Raw genomic sequence first — 23,987 nt, 5'->3', positions numbered from 1 at the left:
CCCCCTCCTATTCGAGGCCGAAGTCGGGAGCCTCGAACGGTATGCGAACCGTAAATGTACTGCCTGTGCCCATTTCGCTTTGAAGCAGGATATCACCATTATGAAGTTCTGCATACTCTTTTGCCAAGGTAAGTCCGAGCCCGCTGCCGCTCACGGGGCGCGCTACCGACCCCTCTCCCTGGATGAACTTGTCGAAGATCAGGCGCTGATCTTCTTTGGAGATGCCAACGCCATCGTCGGCCACCTCGAAGCAGACCATCGTCTTCTCGGCATTCAGGAAGGCGCTCGCATTCACATGGCCGCCTGCAGGGGTGTACTTGATGGCGTTGGATCCCAAGTTCACGAGAATGTGCAGGAGTTTCTCCTCATCAGCGAGGAACAGTGGCACTTCTTTGCTGGAGGCGACGGTTAACGAGACGCCTTTGTCCAGCGCCAAGGAGTCCAAAGTCTTTGCCAGCTCGTTCATGATGTCGTTGGCGTCGACGACATCCATTTCGGCCTTGACCGCTCCGGCCTCGATGCGTGCTGAGTCGAGAATATTGTCGACGAGCTTCGTAAGGGCTTGGGTGTTCGATCGGATGGCGTTGACGGCATTGTGCCGGGCCGCATCGTCGATTTCGTCGACGTCGTCCAGGATGTCAACATAGGCGCGAATGGCCGTGATGGGGGTACGCAGCTCATGGCTCATCATGGTGAAGAAATGAGACTTGTACAGGTCGTTCTCACGTAGCCGATCATTCATGGCTTCAAGTTCGCGGGCTTGGTTTGTCAGTGTCGTGTTCGCGTCTGCCAACTGCTCTGTGCGCACACGTACCAGCCTCTCCAGATCTTCGTGGAGCGAGTGGAGCTCGCCGGCCATGTCGTTGATGCAGGTCGATAGGGAGCCGATTTCGTCCTCCGAGGCGGGAGGCTCCACCTCAATTCGGGTTTCCAGATTGCCGCCTCCGATGCTCTGCACGGCGCTTGCGATGGCTCCCAGCGGTTTGATAACGCGCCGTTTCGTTACGAGCCGGATAGTGAGCAGGCAGGCGGCAAGCACGGCGAAGGAAAGGAGGCTGCGCAAAAGGATCTGCTCGAGAAGATTGTCTTCGTAAGGCTTGGCAGGAATGGATATGCTGGCAATTCCCACTAGGTCGCCGGACTGAAGGCCCTCCTTGGGAAAGCCAGTTACGTCTATCTCGCCCACGGGATCGCCGTGGCATTCGGCACAAGCCGATTGCATCTTCAGGGGGACAGAGTAGCGGTAATAGCTCTCGTCGTTCATGGTTCCGAACGAGTAGTACTCGCCTAGGTTCGTGTTGCTTCTGAACTCCCCAATTGCTTCCGTTTCGAAGGCGTCGGGAGCGTTTTTGGGGTTTCGGGGGTTGTCGGACACGTAGCGGATGACGTAATCGGTTCGGTGAGAAAACAAAGCGCCCACCGAGGTTCCCACGATGGAGCAGTGCAGGCCTTTGAACGTGTACGTGCCGTCGCCGTCGGTATTTATCAGCTCTTGGTTGACTGAGATAAAGTCCCACATTGATTGCATTTCCTGAGAAAGGATGTAGGCCTGTTCGGTAAGTGTCTCTTCGGCTTGTCGTGCTTGTAGCCATGCGTCCGAGATGATGCTTATGACGAGAAGCAGGGAGATCGCGATGGTCGTTGGCACCGCCAAACGCAGCTCAAGATTTTTGCCCATGTTCGATCGAGACCCCCTTAGTTGATCGATGAAAGCGTCAGGCTAGCATGATTCAAGCCGTCGATCAAGAAGCCCTGTTTTCGGGAATGCGACGCCAGTGCGGTCGAGAGTGCGACTCCATGACGGTCGGCGCGAGGAACGAAACGGGACATTCCCGCGTCATTTTTACGGTCGTGATCTTGCATGATGTCATCGTTTCCGAAAGTCAGGAGAAGCGATGGCAATCAACAAGACGAAATGGGGTGCTCTGGCCTGCGGGCTGTGCTGCGCGTTGTGCGTGGCCCTCTACTTGGCCAGCGTGCGCGGGGAGGTGGACGCGGCTCGAGCCGAGGCGCTTGAGCGCTACGGGGGCGATCAGGTGGAAGTGTGCGTGGCCAAGCGCGACTTGGCGGCGGGCGAGGTGGTGGACGCCTCGGCCGTCGTCACGAAGATGTGGGTGGCCGACCTTCTGCCCGACACTGCCGTGACTGATTCCTCCCAAATCATCGGTAGACGTCTGGGTTCGAACGTCATCAAGGGGGAAGTCCTCTGCTTCCGGCGCACCGAGGTGTCCGACTCCGAACTGGCGGTGCCTGCGGGCATGGCCGCCATCAGCGTGCCGGCGCGGCCCGTGCAGGCCGTGGGTGGTTCGGTGGAGCCGGGTATGGAAGTGGACGTGTACGCCACGGGCCCTGTGTCCACGACCAAGCTGGTGGGCGGCGCTTTGGTGCTGGCCACGAGCGCTGCGTCCGAATCGGGGGCGACGGCGGAGTGGGTTACGTTGGCCGTCGAGCCCGAGCGGGTTCAGGAGGTCGTGGCGGCGGCGCAGAACTTGGAACTTTATTTCGCGCTGCCGGCCTTGGGTGGCAGCACGCCATCGGACGGTTCGACGGGAGGGGAGGTTCGCGAAGCGGCGCCTCAGGGGCAGGAGGCGGCAGAGCCGTCGGCTTCGGCGGAGACGCCTGTGGAGGGCCCCGCCGCCGAGGCGCCTTCCGCTTCTGGGCAACCGGCGGCGCCTGAGAATGGGGCGACGGGGGAAGGAGCGAACCTATGACGAAGCGCAAGCGTTACTTGCTCTGCGGCCACGGCGAGAGTCTGCCGATGGCGGAAGACGGCACAACCTCGCTTTCTTCGGTGTTGGAGGAGCTGGCTGTGGAAGTGTGCGCCGAGGCGGTTTCGGCTCGTCGGCGTGTCAACGAGGAGCATTTCGATACCGTGTGGGTGTCGTGCTGCGAAGGGGCGGAGCCCATCAATCTCGCGGCGGCCTGCAAGCGCGACAGTCCGCAGACGGCCGTCTATCTTGTGACGGCTGATCGCACGGGATCGGTGGCCTCCCGGGCTCGGGCCGCCGAGCTGGACGGCATTGTGTCTCCCGCGGAGCTGGGGGAACATTTGCTGAAGGAGGCCGCGCGCAACGTCGATGGCGACGGGGGCGATGGCGAATCCGTCGTGCTGGCACTACCCGATTCCGAAGGTGTCCGGCAGGCTCTCTCGGCGGCGAAGGCGCCGGAAGAGAATCGCGCGGGCTTTCTGCTGACGGTGGTGAGCGGGAGCGGCGGTGCGGGCAAGAGCACGGTGGCGACCCTTACGGCCCTTCTCGGGGCTCGGCGCGGTCTGCGCACGGCGCTGCTCGACGCTGATCTGCAGTTTGGGGATCTCGCGGCCCTGATGGGAGACGCTCCGTCGGTGCCGGTTGAAGAAGTTGTGAGAACGGGAGCAGTGCCCGATGGGCTGAGTGAGGCGCCGCTGGTGCTCGTCAGCGCTCCGCGCGCCCTGGAGCGCTCGGAGGTCGTAGCGGCCTCCATGGGATCGGTCGTCGACGTCCTCGTCGCCTCCTTCGATTTCGTGATCGCGAACACGGGAGGCGGCTGGGACGACGTGCATCTCCTTCTGCTGGAACGGGCTGCCGCCTCCCTGTTCCTCGTCGACCAGCGCGCTTCTTCGGTGCGTGCCTGCCGCCATGCCCTCGATTTGTGCCTGCGCTGCGGCATTGCAACGGGATCGTTTCTGCTCGCCGTGAACCGCTGCACGCGTCATGCGCCCTTCACGTCCATCGACGTGTCCAGTGCGTTGGATGGGGCCCATGTAGCGGAGCTGGCCGACGGCGGTCGCGAAGTGGAGGAGCTGCTCGGCGCGGGCATGGCGCAGAGCCTGGTAGAAGCTTCGAGCCCTTTGTGCATAAGCATTGAGGGTGTTCTCGACGAGCTGCTGCCCTTGGCTTCTCGTCCTGCAAGTGCGGGGGTGCAGGCTCCTCTCGCCCGCATCGGCTTGGCGCCCAAGGCAGACGCGGGGTTGCGGGGCAAGCAGCGCAAACGCAAGGGTCGCGCGAGCCGTCGCGAGGCCGCCTTGGCCAAGGACGCATCGTAAGGAGGTGAGGAAATGTCTCTTCTGGAATGGGTTCGCGTGGCGGAAGACGCCCGCGAACAGCAAGACGATGAGCGCGTGGCAACGGGGCTCGAGTCCTTGCGGATGGCCGTGGGCGAGCTGGTTCCCCTGGATAGGGTCGCGCTCATCGCCGTCGACAGCCCGGAGCGGGCGCGCAACGAGATCCGGGCCGCCTGCCGGAGGCTCTCGACGCGAGATCCGTGGAAGGCGCTTGCGCCCGCGGTGTTCCGCGACTTGGTGGAGGGCCTGATCAGCACGGTGTTCGGGCTCGGGCCGCTGGAGGATCTGATTGCCGACGAGACGGTGACCGAGATCATGGTCAACGGAACGGACAGCGTGTACATAGAACGCGACGGCCGCCTGTCCCGAGCGAGCGTGAGCTTCGAGAGCGACGAGCAGGTGCGGGCGCTCATCGATCGCATTTTAGGCCCTTTGGGCCGGCGGGTCGACGAATCGTCGCCCATGGCCAGCGCCCGCTTGCCCCAGGGCCATCGCGTCAACGCGGTGCTGCCGCCGCTCTCCCTCAATGGGCCGCTGCTCACCATTCGCGCCTTCACGCGGCGCGTCATGACGCTGGCCGAGCTGAAAGCGAGAGGTTCGTTCGACGAGACGGTAGAGCAGTTTCTCATTTGGGCTGTGGGGTCGCGCCGTTCCATTGCGGTTTCCGGTGGCACGGGCAGCGGCAAGACGACGCTCTTGAACGCCCTTTCCTGCCATATCTCCCACGAGGAGCGCATCATCACCATCGAGGATGCCGCCGAATTGAAGTTCGACGAGCACCCCCACGTGGTGCGCTTGGAAGCCCGGGCGCCCAACGCCGAGGGCACCGGCGAGGTGACCATACGGGAGTTGGTGGTGAACGCCCTGCGCATGAGGCCCGATCGCATCATCGTGGGCGAATGCCGCTCCGACGAGGCCATCGACATGCTGCAGGCCATGAACACGGGCCACGACGGATCGCTGACGACGCTGCATGCCAACGCCCCGCGCGAGGCGGTGGAGCGCCTGGTGACCATGGTGCGGTTCGCCGTGGAGCTGCCTCCCGATGCCATCGAGGCGCAGATCGGCAACGCTTTAGATCTGATCGTGCAGACGGCGCGCCGTCCTGGGGGCGCCCGCTGCATCTCCGAGATCGCCGAGGTGTCCTTCGACCACGGGCGCCGCCGCTGCGTCGTTCGCACGCTGTACCGGTGGGAAGTGGGCCAGGAAGCAGGCTTTTGGCTGGACTGTCCGCAGTGGGTCGACCGGCTGGCTCCCATGGGCCTGGCGGACAGACGGGAGGTGAAGGCATGGATGCGGTCGTTGGACTTGCGGCAGTCGGCGTAGCCTCGTCGGGGGCGGCGGGGTACCTGGTCGCGCGGCTTGCGACGATCCGGCACGAGCGCCTTCGCCGTACCTGGGCCCTTGCGGCCGAAGGTGGTCGGGGAGCCGCCCACCCCGGGCTTGCTTGGCGCTTGCGCCACGGGGTGTCGGGCTTGCGGCCGGTCGCCGAGGCGCTCCTGCGCCGCGAGCCGGTGCGGCGCTATGTCCTGTGGGCGCGGATGGCCTTGGAGCAGCGGGGCTATGCCTCGACGTCCGACGCCTTGCTCTCGCTGGTTCTGGGCGCTTGCCTTGCCTTGCTTGTCGCCGGCTGGGTGGTGGCCGCATCGCCGGTATTCGGGGCGGCGGTGGCGGGGTGCGCTCTGGTGGCGCTCTGCGCTGCGGTGAAGAGCGATGCAGAACGGCGCGAGGCCGCCTTGAGAGACGAGATTCCCGATGCGCTGCGCTCGTTGGGCGTGTGCTTTCGGGCGGGGCTCTCCCTCATGCAGACGCTGGAACAGACGGGCTCGGAGATGAAGGGTCCTTTGGGCGAGTTGTTCCTCTCGGCGGCCCTGGTGCTTCAGACGGGGGGCACGGCCTCGGAGGCACTGGCGCTGTTTCGTCAGCGGGCCGATGTGCCGGAACTCGCCTTCGTGGCCGTTGCCCTGGACGTGCAGCATCAGAGCGGCGGCAGTCTTGCGGCGGTGCTCGATGCGGCCCGGGAGTCGGTGGAAAGCGAGATCGACCTCGCTCGCTCTCTCAAGGTGCAGACGGCCCAGGCCCAGCTGTCAGCGCGCATCGTCACGGCGATGCCGTTCGTGCTTATCGCCCTGTTCTCGCTTATGAGCCCCGGTTTCCTCTCGCCGTTCTTCGAGAGCATGGCGGGTATGGCTCTTCTGGCGGCGGCTCTGGTCATGCAGGTGGCCGGCGTCGTCTTGGTGCATCGGATGCTGGACGCGGGCGGGAGGCGGTCGTGATGGATGTAAGTTGGGCGCAGGGAGCGGCGGCGATCGTTGCGGTCGGCTCGGCGGCGCTGCTCGGAGGTATGGCCTCGCGCATCGTCGGGGCATGGCGGCGTCGCATCCGTCATCGCGCGGCGGTGGTGGAAGGGTCGTCCGCGCTCCAGGCCGGCCGTGCCGCAGCGGTCGGGGAAGAAGGAGTGGATGCGCGGATAGTCGCCTATGCGGTGGAGCTGTCCCAGCGGGCCCGAAGTCCGCTGTTCCGCTTCCTGTCGCCGTCGTCTCTACGGGAGCGGCCCTTGCCCGACCGTCGCTTGGCCGCAGCCGGTCTTGGCGGCGCGCTGTCGCCTGCGGGCTATGGGGAGGCGCGAGTGCGCCTGATGCTCGGCGGCGCGGTTCTCGGCGGTGCAGTGGGGCTGACGGCGACGACCGAGCTGGCGGCTCTGCTCGCTGTCATCGGCGCCGCCGCCGGGTGGAGGGCGTTGCCCTGGGCGGTGAAGCGGCGAAGTTGCCGGCGAGCCGAGGCCATGGAATGCGACTTGTCCGAGATGCTCGACGTGGTGGCGCTCGGCATGCGCAGCGGAATGTCCTTCGACCGCAGCCTCGATTTGTACACCGGGTATTTCCGCACGCAGTTGGCCGATGCGTTCCGAAGCGCCCAGCGCCAATGGGCCTGCGGCCTGGCATCGCGGCCGGAGGCGCTGCGCGAGGTGGCCGACTCCTACGCTTCCCCGCTGCTCGCCCGGGTGATTGAGAACATTGTGCGCTCCCTGCGCTTCGGCGCGACTATGGCCGACAACTTGGAGGACGCGGCGCGGGAGGCTCGCAGCGGATACAAGGCGCGTCGCCAGGAGGCGGTGGCGAAGGCGCCGGTGAAGATGATGGTTCCCACTGGCGTGCTCATCCTGCCCGCCATGCTCATGCTCGTGCTGGGGCCGGTGCTCCTGGAATTGGCGGGGGGCTTTTGAAGATGAAACGAACGAGAAAGGAAGTGCGACATGAAGAGATTCGAATCCGTTGTGAGAAAAGTAGCGGGTGCGCGGGAGGCGGTCGATCGGCGCACACGCGCGTGGTGCGCCGCGGTGCGCTCGCGCTTGGCGGACACGCGCGGCCAGGGGACGACCGAGTACGCCATTCTCGTCGGGGTGCTCGTGGTCATTGCCATCATCGCCATCACCCTGTTCCGGCCAAAGCTGCAAGAGCTCTGGGACGCCATCGCCTCGGGAATAAACAGCCTTTAGGAAACGAGCGCGGTCAGGGCACGGTGGAGTACGCCATCGTCACGGCGGCTTTCCTATGCGTGATTGTTGCCGGGGCGGCGCTCTGGCGGGCCTTGTCCCAGGGGCTTTTCGTCGATCACGGGCTCGCCTCGGCGTCGCATCATCTCGCTGGGGCGGCCACGTGGATCGCCGATGTGCTCGTGTTTTAAGGAGGTGCGAGGCAATGAGGCGGATGGGTGCGAGGGCTCGCGATGCGCGCGGCCAGTCGACGGCGGAGGCCGCCGTGGCCCTGCCGGTGGTTTTCCTGCTCGTTCTTCTGCTCGTGCAGCCGGGCATCGTGCTGTACGACCGCATGGTCATGGCCGGTGCGGCGGCCGAGGGCTGCCGGCTTCTGGCGACGAGCGACGGCGATGCGGCGACTTGCGAGGAGTACGTGCGCCGCCGCTTGGGGGCGATCCCGCCCCTCGACGTCTTCCACGTGCATGACTCCGGCTGCACATGGGAGGTGCGCTGCGAGGGCGGTGGTGCGGCGGATGTCGCGCGGGTGACCGTGCGGACGGAGGTGAGACCGCTTCCCCTGCTGGACGGAGGGGCGACGCTGCTCGGGATGGTGAACGAGCGGGGCAACTTAGTGGTGGAGGTGACGGCGACGGCGCCGACGCGCGCCTCGTGGGCTCAGGAATCATTGAATGGCGCGAGCGTCAATGGAAAGGCAGGTGAATGGCGCCATGAAGGGTAGGTCGATATTCCGCGACGAGAAGGGCTCGACGACGGCCGGCATGGCCGTGGCGCTGCTCGTCACCTTGTCGCTGCTGTTCTCTGCCGCCCAGGTGTATCGCATCCATGCCGCTGGTTCCGAGGTGCAGGAGGTGGCCGATGCCGCCGCATGCGCGGCCTTAAACCCCGTGGCCGAGTTCATGGTGGCCGTGCGCGTGGCCGATGCCGCCGTGCTGTCACTCACGCTTCTGGGGGACATTGCGTACGGGGCCGGCGTCGTCGCCCTGTGCGTTCCGCCGGCGGCGGAGTTGGGTAGCCAGCTCGTTTCGGCCGGCCAGAAGGTGCTCAAGGCACGCGACGCGTTGTCCCAGAAGGCCTGCGAGGGGCTGGGGGCGCTGCAGCGGGCGCTGCCGTTTCTCGCGGCGGCCAACGGTGCGGCGGTGGCGGCGGCCAATGGTGAGGGGAGCGGCTATGCAGCCATGGCCCTGCTGCTGCCCGGCGAGGGGTCGTCTATTGCGTCAGGGGCGAGTGCGGTCGAGGAGTCCATGGAGGAGGCCGTGGAAGCGGGCAAGGGCGAGCTTGCCGAGGCGGCGTCCCGGGCCGAGGAGGCGGCGCGTGCCGCCGAGGAAGCCCGGGCTCGGGGTTTCGCCCGCGACTGCGGCGACAATCCGTCCTATTGCATGTACGAGCGCGCGGGGCGCCTCGCAGGGCTGAGCGGTGCCGATAACCCTCTGTTCGCCTCGGTGGACAGTTGGTCGTTCTCCGTGCCTCTCGAACGGGCGCGAGTCTATTACCGCGAGCGGCTGCTGAGCGAGCGTCCTGCCTCGGACTCTGCCGAGGAGCAGGCCCGCAGCGCCCTGCGCAAGCGATTCTACGCCTATGCCATAAGCGAGCTGCGCGAGGCCTTCGTCCACGAGACGGCCGACAGCTTCTCAGCGTCGTTCCCCCGCTTTCCGCGGAACACCGAGCAGATGCGGGCCACGCGGCTGTACACCGAGCCCGTCTACCCGGTGACCGTCGATGGAGAGCTGCCGGTGATGCATGCCTGGGACGGCTGCCCGGAGGCGGGGCTCGTGGACTATTACGGGTCGGCCGAGGAGTGGGAGTCCGGCTCCTTCGAAACCTGCCCTGCCTGCAAGTTCACAGCGAGCGCCTTAGGATCGGTGGCCTCGGCCTCCACCTCCATCGACAATGGGTTCGAGTACCACTACGACGCCGTCGCCCAGGCTGCTGCCGACTACCAGAAGGCGAGAGCGGATGCTGAGCCGCTGAGTCGCGCGGCGAAGGGCAACGCGGAGGGCCTTTTGGACGAGGTTCTGGCCGCGCTCGGCGATGCGGGCGCCTTCCGCATCAAAGCGGATCCTCCCGGAGCGGCGGGGTGCATCGCCTTCGTCGTCTCGACGGGAACGTCGGAGCCGACCGCCTTCGAGAGCGCTTTTGCGCCCTCGGGCACGCTGGGCGCTCGGGCCGCGGTGTCGGCGGCGACGCTCATCCGGGACGAGAGCGAGGAGGCGTCGGTGATAGGCGACTTGCTTGACGATCTGTCGGGGTCGGGCTCTGCGCTCTCCGGCGTCGGTGGTTTGGTGCTGGACGGATGGGCCGGCGCCCTGGAGGCCTATAGCAGCGGCACCGAAGGGTTGGAGAACGGCGTGGCGGCCGTGCTTTCGGGCATACCGCTCGCCGGCTCGACGGGATTGGGAGAGTGGGCCGCCAATGGCCTTCGCGAAGGGCTCGAGGCGGTGGGCCTCGAGCCGGCCGACACGGCTCCCCTCAAGCCAGTTCTTGCGGCCACGGAAGCCGTGGCGCGCGCTGGCGGCGGCGACTGGTCAGCCCGGTACCTCTCTCTGCGCGAGCAGGCATTGGCGCGCCCCGAGGCCTCCAGCGATGCCCTCGGTTTGCTAGCGGAGCGGGTGAGCGACGAGGCCTATCAGCGCTTGGCCTCCCTGGAGATCACCCTTGCGGTTGTCGAGATTCCTCTGACAGGGGTCTCGGTTCCGTTGACGGTGACCCTCCCCGCCACCTTGGCCGAAGGAGCGACCGGACTTGTCGATGGCGCTTTCGCAGCCCTGCGCAACATCGTCGGCGCTCCGACGTATCTCGAGAGATGGGAGTGAGCTATGGACGTTCTGCGAAAGGAGCGCGGGGATGCGGGTCAGGCTACCGTCGAGCTGGCTGTCGTCCTTCCCGTGGCCATTGTGCTCGCCGTCATCGTCGTGAACGCGCTGTCGTTTTTCGAGGCATGCGCGGCTTTTGACCAGCTGGCCCGTCAAGCCATCTGCGCCTATGCTCCGTCGCCCGATGCGGGCCAGGGGCCGGCCGAGGTGGCCGCTCTTGTGGAAAGCGAGCTGGAGGAGGCTTTGGGTACTTCCAACCTGGCAATCGAGGTAACGGTTCAGGGGCGGGCAGGCTCCTATCAGCGCTATTGCGGACGTCTCTCCTTTGCCCCTACGCTTTTCGGGCTGGGGCTTAAAGACGAGGTGTTCGGCGTCTCGCTTCCGAGGCTCGTCCACGAGGTCGATCTGACGGTGGACGCCTATCGGCCGGGGGTGCTGCTCTGATGGGCGCCGGGAAGATATGGCGCCGTCGGTTCGGGTGCGCCCTCGCGCTTGTCCTGGCCCCTCTGCTCGCTCTGGCTTTGGGGCAACCGATGGGGGAGGCCATGCTGCCTGGGGCGCCAGGGGAGCTTGAGCCCGACGTCGGTCTGCGCGCGGCGTGGGAGGCCCCCAACTGGTTCGCCGAGGAAGTGGTTGATGTGAACGGTCGCGAGGAGCTGCGGGCCAACGACGACTGGTCGGTGGTCTCCTTCGTTGAGGAGGGGGACGGCCTGCCCGATCGCCTCGTTGGCGAGCTGGAGGGACGCGGGTGGGCACTGGTGGCCAGCGGCCAAGAAGGAGTATGGACGGGAGTCAAGGAAGGAGGGCGGTGCTCATGGCTCGCACTCAGCTGCACGCGGGTGGGCGACGCGCTGTGCGCGGTTCTTCAAGTAAATGCGCCGATGGGATGAGGGGAGACGCAGGAACGGCGTTTGCGCGCCTTTGCACGGTAAGGGATGGCGATCGGGCCCCGTTCGAGGGCCGATGGGTGGTAGCTTCAAGCCCGCTTCTGCGGTTGCGCGGATTGGCGGGACGCAGGCCGGATTCTACGGTCATGGTGTTCCCGCGCTGTCGCGATGTGCACACGCTGACGATGCGACATCCCCTCGACGTTGCCTTTCTCGACAGGAGGGGCCGGGTGGTGGCGGTTCATCGTCTCGTGCTGCCGGGGGCGCGCCTGCGTTGCGGTCGAGCTTGGGCGGTAGTGGAGCGCTTTGCCCGGCCGGGGCCCTGGTTCGTCCGAGGCGATGTGTGTCTGCTCCCCGATGCTCCGCGACGCAGAAAGCCGAGGGCGTCCGCTCTCGCAAGAGCTCAGAGCGCTCCGGAAACGTCGGGCGGCAGGGGAGCGGTTAAGAACGAAACCAAGAGAAGGAGACATCGATGAAAATCTGCCCAGTTTGCGAGAGCACCCTGTTCGATGACATGGATACGTGCTTCGGGTGTCTGTACCGTTTCGGCAGCGATCCGGCTCTCGAGGCGGCCCGCTCTGCGAAGGCAGTGCCCTGGCCCGTAGATGGAGGGGAAGGGGAGTGTGCTGCCAGCAGAGGCGGCGAAGGCGGTTCTGCCGCCCCCACCGCCCAGGAGATGAGCGTTCCTGGCTGGCGTCTGCGCGTGCGCTCCGAGGGGCTTCAGCCCCGGGGGAGTTCGCTTACCGTAGAGATCGAGCCCGTCTAGCGGGTCATCTCCTTGAAGAGACGATCGGCCTCGGCTGAGAGGTGCTCCTCGATGGCCAGGTAGGCATCGAGGAGGCGGTTTCCGTCCTCGGTGAGCGTGGAGCCGTGAGCCCCGTCGCGCAGGAGGAGCTGCACGTCGAGTGTCTCCTCAGTGTCTTTGATGATGCGCCAGGCCTTGCTGTAGGCCATGCGCATGCCCTTGGCGGCCGCGTTGAGGGAGCCCATCTCGCGCACGCCCAGGCAGAGCTTGGCGATGCCCGGTCCGAAGGCGGACTTGTTCTCGGAAGAGAGGTTCGCCACGGTGAGGCGGACGGTGGTGGAGAGGTTCTTCAACTGGCCCATGATGGCATCGCTTCCGTTCCCGGGAGGCCTAGCGGGTGAGGAACGCCTCGGCGGCGTCCTCGATGGCCTCGACGTCGTTGTCGATAACTTCGGTGAATCGTAATTGCATTGTATCCAGGTTGGCAAGTCCGGCGGGGATGTGATGCTTGTCCGTTTCCTCGGCGATGAGCTTGTTCAGCTCGCAACCGGTGAGCGCGGCCACGTCCGCGGGCAACTCGCCAGAAGGCTCGATGCCGTGAATCGCCCGGTAGACGTTGTTGCCGAATTTTGCCCAGTGGGCCGTGGAGGCGATGAGGACGGGGTTCTCGCCGCGCAGGTTCTGAGCGGCGGCGTAGGCCACAGCGGTGTGGGGATCCAGCAGGTAGTCGTGGGCGTCGAGCACTTCGCGGATGGTGGCGAGACAGGTGGCGTTGTCCACGGAATCGGCGCTGAAGTTCTCCCGCACGCGGCGGAACGTCTCGGCGTCTACGCGGAAGCAACGGGCGTCGGCCAGATCGGCCATCCACTGGCGAATAGCCTCGCCATTGCGGCCCGTGAGCTCGAAGAGCTGGCGCTCGAGGTTGGAGGAGACGAGAATGTCCATCGAGGGAGAGGAGGTAAGAATGAACTCGCGGTCGGAGATGTCGTAGGTGCCGGTGTTGATGAAGTCGGTGAGCACGCGGTTGTCGTTGCTGGCGCACAGCAGACGCTCGATGGGCACCCCGACTTGCTTGGCGTACCAAGCGGCCAGGATGTTGCCGAAGTTGCCCGTGGGAACGCACACGTCGATGGGGCATCCGGCTTCGATCTTGCCCGCCGCCACGAGTTCGGCATAGCTGGAGATGTAATAGACCACCTGAGGCAGCAGCCGCCCCCAGTTGATGGAGTTGGCGCTGGAAAGGGCGATGCGGTACTCGTCCAGCAACTTCTCGGCGAACTTCTCGTCGGCAAAGGCGTGCTTGACGCCGGTCTGGCAGTCGTCGAAATTGCCGCGCACGGCCCACACCTGCACGTTGTCTCCGGTGGTGGTGACCATCTGCTTGCGCTGGATGTCGCTCACGCCGCCATCGGGGAACAGCACCCCGATGGAAACGCCGTCTACGCCCTTGAAACCCTCCAGGGCGGCCTTGCCGGTGTCGCCGGAGGTGGCCACGAGGATCATGAACTCGTGATCGAGCGTTCCCTCCTCGCGCAGCTTCTCGGCGCTGGCCGAGAAGAAGTGGGGCAGGCACTGCAGGGCCATGTCCTTGAAGGCACTCGTCGGCCCGTGCCACAGCTCCAGGATGTGGGTGCTCTCGTCCAGTGAGGTAATAGGGCAGATGGCCTCATCGTCGAAATTGTCGCCATAGGCGCGGCCCATGAGCTCGTCGATGGCCTCGTCGGGCAGGTCGACGTTGAACGCCTTGTAGATGGCGGCCGCCCGCTGGGCGTAGGGGAGACGCGCCAGAGCGCAGATCTCGTCAAGGCTCAGCGTCGGCAGCTCTTCGGGAACGTAGAGACCGCCGCCTTGGGCCAGGCCGTTGATGACGGCTTGGGTGAAAGGCACCGGCTCGCCGGCTGCTCCACGCGTGTCCACGTACAGGTTCTGGCCGAACGAGGCGGCCCGATCGATGCGTTGCGCCATGAATCATCCTTCTTCAAAGAGGTCAGATGGGATAAAGGATACCACGTCGCCCGCTCTTTGGAGGGGCGTTTCAGGCGGACTGTGCGAGTTTCGCGCTCACGGAACAAAGTATGAAAAAGCAAACTTTTAGGGTTTACATAGTCTAACTTTTGGCTACAATACAATGTTGCATGCAGCTAACATTGATTGGAGTCATCATGAGCAATGCGATGGTTATGGAGAGCGCCGTCTGCCGGGCCAGCAGCGCGGGCGCGTCGTGCCAGCCGATGCCGCTGACGTTCCTGCGTCGCGGCGATGCCGCTCAAGTTGTCCGCGTGCGGGGAAAGGGCGATGTGCACCATCATCTCGAGAACCTCGGGTTCGTCGAGGGAGCGAAGGTGTCCGTCGTTTCCGAGCAGGCAGGAAACTTCATCGTGGAGATCAAGGGCGCGAGTGTGGCGCTCGATAAATCGGTGGCCGCGAAGATCATCGTTTCATAAGAAGGCACGCCCGTCGCGCGCCCGCAAAGATGGGCGTCAAGAGGCGTTCGTGTCGTCGCGCGATCGCAATGACGGACGCCGCGGGGCGCCTGCGTTGTCGTGCCGACCCAATCAACCGGAATCGCCGAGAGGACAGAAAGGAAGAACATGGCTGAGGACAAGACCCTGCGCGATGTGCCCGTGGGGCAATCGGCGACGGTGCGCCGCCTGGTGGGCGAGGGCGCCATCAAGCGCCGCATCATGGATATGGGCATCACCAAGGGCACCGATATCTACGTGCGCAAGGTGGCGCCTTTGGGAGACCCCATCGAGGTGACTGTCCGCGGGTTCGAGTTGTCGCTTCGCAAGAACGAGGCGCAAAACGTGCTCGTATCCTAGGGGAGCCGCACCTCCCCTGCGCCCGAGGGCGCATTTTTTCTCCCCTCTAGTTAGTTTTATCTAACTTCTGTCTTCGCCGCGGCGCGCATTGGGAGGCGCGAGAAGGGCCCGGCGAACAACGGTTTTTTGGAGAAGGAAAGGCTGATCATGGCTATCAACATTGCCCTTGCAGGCAACCCCAATTGCGGCAAGACGACCATGTTCAACGATCTGACCGGCGCGAACCAGTACGTGGGAAACTGGCCCGGCGTGACCGTTGAGAAAAAAGAGGGCCGCTACCGCGCCGATAAGGGGGTGGTCGTCACCGACCTGCCCGGCGTGTACTCGCTCTCGCCCTACACCCCCGAGGAGATCGTCACCCGCGATTACCTCATGAGCGGCAAACCGGACGCGGTCATCAACCTGGTGGACGCGACGAACCTCGAGCGCAACCTCTACCTCACCACCCAGATCATCGATCTGGGCATCCCCACCGTCGTGGCCCTCAACATGATGGATCTCGTGGAGAAAAACGGCGATAAGATCGATGTCGATGCCCTTGCCAAGCGTTTGGGCTGTCCGGTGGTGCCGACCTCGGCGCTCAGGGGCCGCGGCATGGAGGAGGTCGTGAAGGCCGCCATCGAGGCGGGCAAGAAGGGCGCCGCCCCTGCGACCACCCTGCGTTTCACCAACGAGGTGGAAGAGGCCTTAGCCCGGGTCATCGACGTGGCCGGCGCGGCCATCAAGGGCCGCCATGCTCGCTGGTACGCCATCAAACTCCTGGAAGGCGAGCAGCTCACCATCGACGCGCTGAACCTGCCGGCCGCCGCGCTCTCGAAGATCGCCGCCATCCGCGAGCGTCTGGAAGATGCGGAGGACGACGACGCCGAGTCCATCATCACCAACGAGCGTTACGACAATATCACTGAGGTCTGTGACGCCTGCGTGAGGAAGTCCCCGAAGACCATGACCACCACCCAGAAGATCGACCGCGTGGTCACCAACCGCATCCTGGGCATCCCGATCTTCATCGTCATCATGTTCCTCGTGTACTACATCTCGGTGTCCACCGTGGGCACCATCGTGACCGACTGGGCCAACGACGGCCTGTTCGGCGACGGCTGGCTCTACACCGGCACCGAACAGTACGAGGCCGCCGTCGAGGAGTTCGAGGGCATCCTCGAGACCGACGAGGGCGTGGCTGCCTTCGAAGCTGGCGAGTTGGAGGAGCCCGATCCGGCCGACTACGGCTTCTACCACGTGGGCGTGCCCGTCGTGGTGGGCGGCTGGCTTGAATCCATCGGCGCCGCTCCCTGGGTGCAGTCGCTCGTGCTGGACGGCATCATCGCCGGCGTGGGCGCCGTCATCGGCTTCATCCCGCAGCTGATCGTGCTGTTCATCCTGCTCGGTTTCTTGGAGGGTTGCGGATACATGGCCCGCGTCGCCTTCATCATGGACCGCGTGTTCCGCCGCTTCGGTCTGTCCGGCAAATCCTTCATCCCAATGCTCATTGCCTCCGGTTGCGGTGTGCCCGCGGTCATGGCCACCAAGACCATCGAGAACGAGAAGGATCGCCGCATGACCATCATGACGACGACCATGATCCCCTGCGGCGCCAAGCTGCCCATCATCGCGCTCGTCTTCGGCGCCCTTGCCGGCGGCGACTACGAGGCAACCTGGTGGGTCGCGCCCGTCTTCTACTTCCTGGGGCTGTTCGCCATCATCCTGTCCTGCATCATCCTGAAGAAGTTCCGCGCCTTCTCCGGCGAGGTGGCCCCCTTCATCATGGAGCTTCCCCAATACCATCTGCCCACAGTGAAGAACGTACTGCTTTCCATGTGGGAGCGCGTGCGCAGCTACGTGGTGAAAGCCGGTACCATCATCTTCCTGTCCTCTATGGTCATCTGGTTCCTGCTGAACTTCGGCTTCTACGAGGGCTCCTTCGGCCTGCTCGACCCCGAGGTTGACGACTATATCCAGTACAGCCTCATGGCCGGCCTCGGCAACCTGCTCGCCTGGATCTTCGCGCCGCTCGGCTTCGGCAACTGGGAATCTACCGTCACCTCCATCACGGGCCTTGTGGCCAAGGAGAATGTCGTGGCCACCGTAGGCGTCATCACGAGCCTCGGCGAGGAAATCGGCGAGACCGACCCGTCGCTGTGGGCCTCGTTTGCCGCCATGCTCGGCGGCAGCTCGGCGGCCATCATGGCCTTCTGCGCCTTCAATCTTTTGTGTGCGCCGTGCTTCGCGGCCATCGGCACTATCCGTCGCCAGATGATGTCGGCGAAGTGGACCTGGGCCGCCATCGGCTACATGTGCGCCTTCGCCTGGTGCGTGGGCCTCATGATCTATCAGTTCGGCGGCCTTATCGCCGGCGAGATCGCCTTCGGCCCGTTCACGGCGCTGGCTGTCGTGGTGGCCGCGGGCATGCTGTACCTGCTGTTCCGCCCGGCCGCCAAGCCCAAGGGCGCGGGCAGGCTGGAAGCGGCGAGCAAGAACGCCTAAGTTGTAAGGAAGCACCATGCAAGAGCTCAGCCTCAATTTCCCCACCGTCGTCATCCTTCTGGTCATCCTGGCCCTGGCGGTGCTCGCCATCCGGCGCATGACGCGCCGCGGCCTGTGCGACTGCGGCGACCACTGCGGCGATGGGGAAGGCGGCTGCGCCGGCTGCTCCCACTGCGCTTCGGCCGTTCGACCGACCGTTTCAAGCCGCATCAACGGCACGGGTGCCGGTGACGAGATGCCGCCGTGCTGCCAGGCGGCCGAGGCTATGGCCCAAGCCGCCGCCAAGGCCGTGGGGGATCGGGCGCCGCGCCGTCCGTAACCGTTTGGCGAAGACAATGTGAAAGAGGCTCGGAAGTTTCGGCTCCGAGCCTCTTTTTTCTTCGCGCGCCGTGCTATGATGATCTGACTTGTTCGATAAGGAGATTGCTGTGGTGAAAACGTCCATGTCCCACGAGGATTACCTCGAGGCCATCGTCATGCTGGGCGGCACGACCGACGCGCCCGTGCGCTCGGTGGATGTGGCCAACAAGCTGGGCGTTTCCAAAGCGTCGGTGAACAAGGCCATCTCCGCTCTGAAGGAGCAGGAGCTGGTCGTGCAACCGCACTACGGCGACATCACGCTGACCGAGGCGGGCTACGCCTACGGTCGGTCGGTGCTCGACCGCCATCGCATGCTCTTCGACTTTCTGACCAAGGCCTTGGGGATCGAACCCGAGGTGGCGGAAGTCGAGGCCTGCCAGATGGAACACGCCATCAGCGATGCCTCCTTCGAGAAATGGGGCGCGTTCGTCCGCAGTCTCGACTTGTGAGCAAGGGGCGCCTCGGCGCCTGACCGATAATCTACCCGCTTTCGACTGACTACCCGCACCAGAAACGAACCCCGGCAGCGAAAGGACGAGCGAATCCCCGTGCCACGACAGGCGAATATCGTTTCCTTCGACACAGCGCGACGCGTTGCGTCGGATCGTCGTGCGCGCCAGACGCCGCCTGTGCGCGCCCATGCCGGCCGCTTCGCCGATGACCCGGATTTCGAGGTGCGCGTGACCGGTCGAGCCGCAAGCGCCGGGCGCTCTTCGGCCCGGTCGTTCGCCGCGCCGGCATCTGGCTCTCGCTACGCGCCCTTTTCCATGAGCGACGCCCACCGCGGGCCGGGCTCTTTGGAATCGCGCGGGGCCGCGCGCGCCGCAGATGTCGACGACGAGGAGCTGGAAGCCCCCTTGGGGCCCTTGGGCCGCCTGACCTCCCGGTTCGGCAAGAAGCGTCGCCAGCGCGCGAAAGAGCGGGCGGGTCGCGCCTACTATCGCCAGTACGAGGCCGGCAAGCCCTCGGACGCCTCCCAAGCCGGTCCGCGCGCCGCCGTGTACAAAGGCGAGATGGGCTCGTCGCACCGCCGTTCGTCTCGGATGCAGCAGAAGGAATCGGGCGCCTCTGGGCGCGTCAAGATGCCCGAGGCAAAAGCTCCTTTCTTTACTCGGGCGCCTTTCATCGTCACCTGCGCCACGGTTCTGTGCCTGGGGCTGGGGGCGGCTTTCCTCTACGGGCCGGCCCAGCAGCTCTACCAGGACATCCGCGAGCGAGACCGCCTCGCCGCCGAGTACGAGGCCGTCACGGAGCGCAACGCCGCCATCGAGGCGTCGGTGGATGCCCTCTCCACCGAGGCCGGCATCGAGGACGCGGCCCGCACGCAGCTCGGCTGGGTGCACGAGGGCGAGCACGCCGTGTCCGTGAGCGGGCTGGACGAGAAAGACGAGGCCTCCGAGTTCCGCGGCAACATCGTTTCCGAGGACATCACCGCCCCCGACACCTGGTACTCGGATCTCCTCGACCCCCTCTTCGGCGTGGAATAAGGTTTGAACATCGACAGGAGCACGATATGACGTACGCTGATGGGCGCTATGGGGCCTTGGATATCGGGACGGTGACCTGCCGTCTTCTTGTGGCGGACGTGGAGGACGGACGCATCATCGACGTGGACAAGGAGTACGCCATCACCGATCTAGGCGTGGGCGTGGACGCTACGGGGCGCCTGTCCGAGGCGGCTATCGAGCGGGTGCTCGCCTGCGTGGATCGCTACTTGGAGGTGCTCGCACGTTACGATACCCCCGAGCATCCCGTGCGACGGCTCATCGCCATGGCCACCTCAGCCTCCCGCGATGCGGCTAACGGCCCCGAGTTCGCGGCCCGCTTGGCAGAGCGCGGCGTCACGTTGGCGGTGATCCCCGGCTCCCGTGAGGCGCAGCTCACGTTCTTGGGCGCTTCCAGCGATTTCCCCGGCGAGAACCTGCTCGTCGTCGATATCGGCGGCGGCTCGACGGAAGTGGTGGCCGGCCGCTTCGGCGAGGATCCCATCGCTTCCCATTCCTTCAATATCGGGTGCCGTCGCGTGACGGAGCGGTTCTTCCGCGACGATCCGCCGACGCCAGACCAGATGGATGCGGCCCGTCAGTGGATTCGCGAGACCATGGCGCCGTATTTCGAAGGCTTGGCCACCGCCGGGTTCGCCATCGACCGCGTGGTGGCCGTGGCCGGCACGGCCACGAGCGTCGTGAGCATCCGCGAGGCCATGGAGGTCTACGATTCCTCCCGCGTGCACAAGGCCGTTGTCGCTGCTGGAGAGCTTGCGGCCATCGAGGAACGTCTGGCCGCCGAGCCGCTGGAAGAGCGCAAGGCTACGGTGGGCCTCGACCCAAAGCGCGCCGGCGTCATCGTGGCCGGATTCGTCATTTTGGAAGAGGTGCTGGCTCTGGCCGGCGCCGACGCCTACACGGCCAGCGAATCGGACATCCTCCACGGCATGATCTTCGAGGCCGCCCGGGAAGATTGATGGTAGGGGCGGTGGGACTCGAACCCACAATCCGAAGAGGCGGATTTTAAGTCCGCTGCGTATGCCAATTCCGCCACGCCCCCGCGTATCGTGTGCCGTCCGATAACGGCGAATGTACGCATGATACCACGACAAGAGAGCGCTTCGCGCGACGTTCGCGCCCGTCGCCCCTAGCGGGCCATGACGCAGCGCACCCGCTGGTTGTCTCCGGTGCAGGTCTGCAGGGTGATGGTCTCGCCGGTCGGCGCGATGCGGCCCTCGTAGACGAAGTAGTTCGACCCGTTGGGCAGAAAGAGCGTGTCGAAGACGTAGTAGGTACGCGAGGCGCCGTCGTCGTCGAACACGGTGATCTTGTCGCCGATTTCCAAATCCATGACGCGCTCGAAGACGCTGGGGTTGTGGCCGATAAAGTAGGTGTTCGCGTTGTCGGAGACGCACCCGGTGCCCACCCAGGTGCTGGCGTAGCCGTCGGGCGCGGTGATGTCGGCTGGCTCGCCCTGGCGATAGGGCACTTCCTCGCCGAGGAAGCAGATGAGGCTGCTTGCGGCATTGGGCGTTCTGTCGTCGTCGGCCGAAGGTGCGGGCTCGGCCCGGCGCGCCGCTTGCAGGGATTGCTCGGTGAGCACATCCTGGCGGGCCTCATCAAGGTGGTGGGCCCACACCCACAAGGTGTCGCACACGCCCTGGCCCATGCGCCCCGTGAAGCGGAAGGGCGGCACCTCGTCGGCATCGCTTTCGGGCGCGGCGGCTCCCAGCATGATGGACAGCCCCAGGCACACCGCGAGAACCAGGGCAAAGGCCCTGGCTGCCTTTCGCGATGCGAGGAGGGGGCGAAGGCTCACGAGGCTCTTCCTTTCCACGATGCTTTCTCGGTGCAGCCCAGATGCGCGCCGCCGACAGGGAACAAGGAGCGCGCCGAAGCTTTCGCCCTCACTTTATCGACTTCCCGTCAAGATTTCCACCCCTCATCCCTTAATATCCTGTTAATCGAAAGCTTAGGCAAAACTTAGGCTGCGGTGCATGGGCGTCGGGTTACCATGGGAACTTGGAGAATCTTGTCGGTGCGAGGGGGTGGCCATGAGGATACGCAATATCAGCTTGCGAGTGGTATCGCTGCTCGTGCTCACCTTCGTGTTCGTGGTGGCCACCGCGGTGTTCACGCTCTTCGACATCCGCATGCAAACCCAGAACATGGAGGACTCGCTCGCCGAGGAGGCGCGCACCTTCGCGCGCGAGATGGACGCCGTGTGGGAGTTCATGGACAACTCCCAGCACACCATCAACAACACAACGACGGGCGTCTACGAGTTCAAGGGGCTGCACTGCGCCATCGTCGGCAAGAGCGTCGGCGCCATCTTCTCGGCGGGCAACAACTACTCCATCCGCTACACGAACTTCGAGCCGCGCCGGGCTCAGGACAAGCCCGATGCCTTCGAAACCGAGGCGCTGGCCCTGTTCAACGAGCAAAAGGACACTCAGGAGTTCTTCCGCATTGTGAGCGACGACCCGGCCGAGGTCGACCGCGCCCAAACCTCGGCCGACAACGGCGCCGCGCAGTTCCGCTATGTGCAGGCGCTCAGGGTAAACGAGAGCTGCCTGGAGTGCCATGGAGAACCGGCCGGGGAAATCGACATCACCGGGTTTCCCAAGGAGGGCTGGACGCTGGATTCTATCGGCGGCGCCATCAGCATCGTCATTCCGCTGGAGCAGCAGTATCAGGCCCTGCGGGAAAACGTTGTCCGCGACGTGGGCTTCTTCCTGCTTCTGGCCACCTTCATCGGCATCGTGGTCTTCGGGCTCATGACCGTGTTCGTGCTGCGGCCGCTTGAGGCTATGAAGAGGGCGTTTGGGGAAGTGGGCGAAGGGCGTCTTCGGCAATCCATGGACGACGCGGGCACGGCGCGCGAGGTGGCGAGCCTTATCGACCGCTTTAATATCATGTCCCGCGAGCTGAGCGTTACCTACGAGGAACTCGAGGAGCAGGTGGAGGCGCGTACCCAGGACTTGCGTCGAGCCAACGAGGAATTGGCCGCCCAGCGCGACAACCTGGAGGCCTTAAGTGAGAAACTGGCGAAAGAATCCCAGGTGAAGAGCGATTTGCTCTCTATGGTGAACCATGAGCTGCGCACGCCGCTCACCTCCATCATCACGCTCGCCCAAATTGCGCTGGAGTCGGGTGGGGCCGACGAGGAGGAGCGTCGCAGCTGGGAAGAGGTGCGCAAGTCGAGCTCGGTGCTTTTGGGGATGATCAACGACATGCTGGATATCGCCCGGTCGGACGCGGGGGCGATGGCGGTGTCTATGGAGCTGATGGATCTGGGCGACATCGTGGCGTCGGCGCAGAGCACCATCGGCCCTCTGGCTGTGGGGGCGCGGGTAACGCTGGCGACGACGGTGGCTCCGGATGTCCCGCTCGTTTCCGGCGATTACGAGAAGATGATGCGCATTCTGGAGAACTTGGGCAGCAATGCGGTGAAGTTCACGCCGGCTGGGGGCACGGTGTCCCTTTCCGCGATGCGCGAGAAGGAAACCGGAGATGTGCTAGTGACGGTGTCCGATAACGGCATCGGCATCGCCAAGGAGAATCAGGAGCGCATTTTCGACCGGTTCTTCCAGGTGGATAGCTCTACCACGCGCATCTACGGCGGCAGCGGGCTGGGTCTGGCGCTCGTTCGCGAGTACGCCGCGGCCCAGGGCTACACCGTGGGGGTGGAAAGCGAACTGGGGTGTGGAAGTGCGTTTACCGTGCGCATTCCCGCCGCGGCCGTGGTAGAGTTGGACGAGGACGAGTAGGCGGCTCGGAGCCACCTGCGCCCGCAGGAAACGCGGGTCTAGGATCGGCGGTCGCGGGGTGTGTGGCGCCTCGAAGGCCGCGGAACGCGAGAGACGAGGAGGCGGCTGTGTACAAGGTCATGCTCATCGATGACGAGGAGAGCCTGCATATGGCCATCGAGAAGCTGCTCACGAAGAACGGCTACGAGTATTGCGGGGCCACTGACGCCGAGTCGGGGATGGAAATGCTTGCCGCCGAGAAACCGGACTTGCTGCTTTTAGACGTTATGCTGCCGGGTATGAACGGGTTCGACTTGTGCGCGCGTATCCGCGCCGAGGGGCGTCGCATTCCCATTATCTTCCTGTCGGCGAAAAACGACATTGTGGACAAGTCCATTGGGTTTAGGGCCGGGGGTGACGACTACGTGACGAAGCCCTTCGATGCCACCGAGCTTATTTTGCGTATCGAGGCCCACATCCGCCGTCACAAAGATACGATTGATTTCGCTCGCTGCACGACCCGCGACGGATCGGTGACTATCGGCGACTTGGAGGTGCGTTTCGACGAGTACCAGGTGCTTGTGCACGGTGTTCCTGCGAATTTGACCACCAAGGAGTTCGAGATCGTGGCCTTTTTGGCGACGCACCCGGGTAAGGTGTTCACGCGCGGTCAGATTCAGGAGTACATCTGGGGCGAAGGGGAGGTGGACGCGCACTCGAACTCCATCACCGTGTTCGTGCGCAAGATACGCGAGAAGATAGAGGAGAACCCCAGCGAGCCCAAATACCTGCTGACGGTGCAGCGCGTCGGTTACAAAATGGCCGACACCTTGGGGTAGGCGCAGGCTGTGGCGATCGTGCGGATCATGCGGGCCGCTCCGGGTCGCGCCGAGCGCCAAATCCTAAAATGAAACATCGCCAAATCCTAAAACGCCCTGTTCGGAATGCTTGTCGATTGGCCACTTAATCTCCTGTTAAGGTCAATTTAACCTAAAGCTTAGGCGGTACTGTCAATAATCTTGCGCAAATTCCAGCAGGCGACCGCCAGCCGTCGGCATGATCACTCGTCCAGCAGCGACACGTCCAGATACCTCCTCGACCC

At 64.7% G+C, this 23,987-nt stretch carries 27 protein-coding genes and 1 tRNA gene; 22 read left to right on the top strand and 6 right to left on the bottom strand.

What is annotated here, in order from left to right; all coding sequences use genetic code 11:
- Positions 1-7: 7 nt before the first annotated feature.
- Both ACYVRU_RS01905 and ACYVRU_RS01900 read right to left on the bottom strand, forming a co-directional pair.
- Positions 8-1,678 carry an ATP-binding protein gene (locus tag ACYVRU_RS01905; protein ID WP_227070420.1) on the bottom strand — a complete coding sequence of 557 codons (1,671 nt, stop codon included), beginning with the start codon at positions 1,676-1,678 and terminating at the stop codon, positions 8-10.
- Between the two features lie 17 nt (positions 1,679-1,695).
- Positions 1,696-1,863 (bottom strand): hypothetical protein, encoded by a 168-nt coding sequence (locus ACYVRU_RS01900; protein WP_418134045.1) that lies wholly within the window; start codon positions 1,861-1,863, stop codon positions 1,696-1,698.
- Positions 1,864-1,895: 32 nt separating this feature from the next.
- Here ACYVRU_RS01900 and cpaB point away from each other — a divergent pair, with 32 nt between their 5' ends.
- Genes cpaB through ACYVRU_RS01835 form a run of 13 tightly spaced genes read left to right on the top strand, consistent with a single transcriptional unit; the run spans position 1,896 to position 12,004 of the window.
- Positions 1,896-2,711 carry a Flp pilus assembly protein CpaB gene (gene cpaB, locus ACYVRU_RS01895; RefSeq protein ID WP_161127573.1) on the top strand — a complete coding sequence of 272 codons (816 nt, stop codon included), beginning with the start codon at positions 1,896-1,898 and terminating at the stop codon, positions 2,709-2,711.
- Complete coding sequence (locus tag ACYVRU_RS01890; RefSeq protein ID WP_417175198.1) at positions 2,708-4,024, top strand: AAA family ATPase; 1,317 nt, start codon at positions 2,708-2,710, stop codon at positions 4,022-4,024. Before cpaB ends, ACYVRU_RS01890 begins: the two co-directional genes overlap by 4 nt.
- A 12-nt stretch (positions 4,025-4,036) precedes the next feature.
- Complete coding sequence (locus tag ACYVRU_RS01885) at positions 4,037-5,368, top strand: CpaF family protein (RefSeq protein WP_418385110.1); 1,332 nt, start codon at positions 4,037-4,039, stop codon at positions 5,366-5,368.
- Positions 5,332-6,318, top strand: a complete 987-nt coding sequence (locus ACYVRU_RS01880; protein ID WP_161127576.1) for a type II secretion system F family protein — start codon at positions 5,332-5,334, stop codon at positions 6,316-6,318. The genes ACYVRU_RS01885 and ACYVRU_RS01880 overlap by 37 nt, the downstream gene beginning before the upstream one ends.
- Positions 6,318-7,268, top strand: a complete 951-nt coding sequence (locus tag ACYVRU_RS01875; protein ID WP_161127577.1) for a type II secretion system F family protein — start codon at positions 6,318-6,320, stop codon at positions 7,266-7,268. The genes ACYVRU_RS01880 and ACYVRU_RS01875 overlap by 1 nt, the downstream gene beginning before the upstream one ends.
- Before the next feature lie 30 nt (positions 7,269-7,298).
- On the top strand, positions 7,299-7,541 hold the full coding sequence (locus ACYVRU_RS01870; RefSeq protein WP_227070417.1) for a class III signal peptide-containing protein: 243 nt from the start codon (positions 7,299-7,301) through the stop codon (positions 7,539-7,541).
- Between the two features lie 23 nt (positions 7,542-7,564).
- Positions 7,565-7,729 carry a hypothetical protein gene (locus tag ACYVRU_RS01865; protein ID WP_225885504.1) on the top strand — a complete coding sequence of 55 codons (165 nt, stop codon included), beginning with the start codon at positions 7,565-7,567 and terminating at the stop codon, positions 7,727-7,729.
- Positions 7,730-7,752: 23 nt separating this feature from the next.
- A complete protein-coding gene (locus tag ACYVRU_RS01860; RefSeq protein ID WP_418133480.1) occupies positions 7,753-8,259 on the top strand; it encodes a TadE/TadG family type IV pilus assembly protein in 507 nt (168 codons plus the stop codon).
- Entirely contained in the window at positions 8,210-10,351 is a 2,142-nt protein-coding gene (locus ACYVRU_RS01855; protein ID WP_302234225.1) for a molybdenum cofactor biosynthesis enzyme, read from the top strand. Before ACYVRU_RS01860 ends, ACYVRU_RS01855 begins: the two co-directional genes overlap by 50 nt.
- A 3-nt stretch (positions 10,352-10,354) precedes the next feature.
- Positions 10,355-10,795, top strand: a complete 441-nt coding sequence (locus ACYVRU_RS01850) for a hypothetical protein (RefSeq protein ID WP_161127579.1) — start codon at positions 10,355-10,357, stop codon at positions 10,793-10,795.
- Positions 10,795-11,241 carry a hypothetical protein gene (locus ACYVRU_RS01845; protein ID WP_161127580.1) on the top strand — a complete coding sequence of 149 codons (447 nt, stop codon included), beginning with the start codon at positions 10,795-10,797 and terminating at the stop codon, positions 11,239-11,241. Before ACYVRU_RS01850 ends, ACYVRU_RS01845 begins: the two co-directional genes overlap by 1 nt.
- On the top strand, positions 11,133-11,714 hold the full coding sequence (locus ACYVRU_RS01840; protein ID WP_331458056.1) for a DUF192 domain-containing protein: 582 nt from the start codon (positions 11,133-11,135) through the stop codon (positions 11,712-11,714). The genes ACYVRU_RS01845 and ACYVRU_RS01840 overlap by 109 nt, the downstream gene beginning before the upstream one ends.
- Complete coding sequence (locus ACYVRU_RS01835) at positions 11,711-12,004, top strand: hypothetical protein (protein ID WP_117284308.1); 294 nt, start codon at positions 11,711-11,713, stop codon at positions 12,002-12,004. Before ACYVRU_RS01840 ends, ACYVRU_RS01835 begins: the two co-directional genes overlap by 4 nt.
- Here ACYVRU_RS01835 and ACYVRU_RS01830 read toward each other — a convergent pair.
- A complete protein-coding gene (locus tag ACYVRU_RS01830; protein WP_161127582.1) occupies positions 12,001-12,345 on the bottom strand; it encodes a winged helix-turn-helix domain-containing protein in 345 nt (114 codons plus the stop codon). The two genes, ACYVRU_RS01835 and ACYVRU_RS01830, sit on opposite strands and share 4 nt — an antisense overlap.
- A 28-nt stretch (positions 12,346-12,373) precedes the next feature.
- Positions 12,374-13,948, bottom strand: a complete 1,575-nt coding sequence (gene thrC, locus ACYVRU_RS01825; RefSeq protein ID WP_173114249.1) for a threonine synthase — start codon at positions 13,946-13,948, stop codon at positions 12,374-12,376.
- Positions 13,949-14,145: 197 nt separating this feature from the next.
- Here thrC and ACYVRU_RS01820 point away from each other — a divergent pair, with 197 nt between their 5' ends.
- From ACYVRU_RS01820 to ACYVRU_RS01790, 7 genes are all read left to right on the top strand, one after another.
- Positions 14,146-14,427, top strand: a complete 282-nt coding sequence (locus tag ACYVRU_RS01820) for a FeoA family protein (RefSeq protein WP_225885503.1) — start codon at positions 14,146-14,148, stop codon at positions 14,425-14,427.
- Between the two features lie 147 nt (positions 14,428-14,574).
- Entirely contained in the window at positions 14,575-14,805 is a 231-nt protein-coding gene (locus ACYVRU_RS01815) for a FeoA family protein (RefSeq protein ID WP_161127584.1), read from the top strand.
- A 147-nt stretch (positions 14,806-14,952) separates the two neighbouring features.
- A complete protein-coding gene (gene feoB / locus ACYVRU_RS01810; protein ID WP_461185670.1) occupies positions 14,953-17,289 on the top strand; it encodes a ferrous iron transporter B in 2,337 nt (778 codons plus the stop codon).
- A 16-nt stretch (positions 17,290-17,305) separates the two neighbouring features.
- Positions 17,306-17,608, top strand: coding sequence for a hypothetical protein (locus ACYVRU_RS01805; RefSeq protein WP_303150783.1), 303 nt, complete (start codon positions 17,306-17,308; stop codon positions 17,606-17,608).
- Positions 17,609-17,717: 109 nt separating this feature from the next.
- Positions 17,718-18,098: a metal-dependent transcriptional regulator gene (locus tag ACYVRU_RS01800; RefSeq protein WP_022740652.1), complete on the top strand. Its 381-nt coding sequence runs from the start codon at positions 17,718-17,720 to the stop codon at positions 18,096-18,098.
- A gap of 99 nt (positions 18,099-18,197) precedes the next feature.
- Positions 18,198-19,136, top strand: coding sequence for an FtsB family cell division protein (locus ACYVRU_RS01795; protein ID WP_418379509.1), 939 nt, complete (start codon positions 18,198-18,200; stop codon positions 19,134-19,136).
- Positions 19,137-19,162: 26 nt separating this feature from the next.
- The gene (locus ACYVRU_RS01790; protein ID WP_303150330.1) at positions 19,163-20,113 is read left to right on the top strand and encodes a Ppx/GppA phosphatase family protein; all 951 of its coding nucleotides are present in this window, start codon (positions 19,163-19,165) and stop codon (positions 20,111-20,113) included.
- Here the strand turns inward: ACYVRU_RS01790 and ACYVRU_RS01785 are convergent.
- Both ACYVRU_RS01785 and ACYVRU_RS01780 read right to left on the bottom strand, forming a co-directional pair.
- Positions 20,114-20,196: transfer RNA gene (locus ACYVRU_RS01785), tRNA-Leu, on the bottom strand.
- A gap of 87 nt (positions 20,197-20,283) precedes the next feature.
- Complete coding sequence (locus ACYVRU_RS01780) at positions 20,284-20,955, bottom strand: sortase (RefSeq protein ID WP_461185669.1); 672 nt, start codon at positions 20,953-20,955, stop codon at positions 20,284-20,286.
- A 235-nt stretch (positions 20,956-21,190) separates the two neighbouring features.
- Between ACYVRU_RS01780 and ACYVRU_RS01775 the strand changes: the two genes are divergently transcribed.
- Positions 21,191-22,906, top strand: a complete 1,716-nt coding sequence (locus tag ACYVRU_RS01775) for an ATP-binding protein (RefSeq protein WP_461185668.1) — start codon at positions 21,191-21,193, stop codon at positions 22,904-22,906.
- A 107-nt stretch (positions 22,907-23,013) separates the two neighbouring features.
- Positions 23,014-23,724, top strand: coding sequence for a response regulator transcription factor (locus ACYVRU_RS01770; protein ID WP_117284317.1), 711 nt, complete (start codon positions 23,014-23,016; stop codon positions 23,722-23,724).
- Positions 23,725-23,987 lie beyond the last annotated feature (263 nt).

Source organism: Adlercreutzia sp. CNCM I-6216, assembly GCF_977113345.1.
Note: the sequence above shows the minus strand (reverse complement) of the source record. Positions and strands in the feature narration are given on the sequence as shown.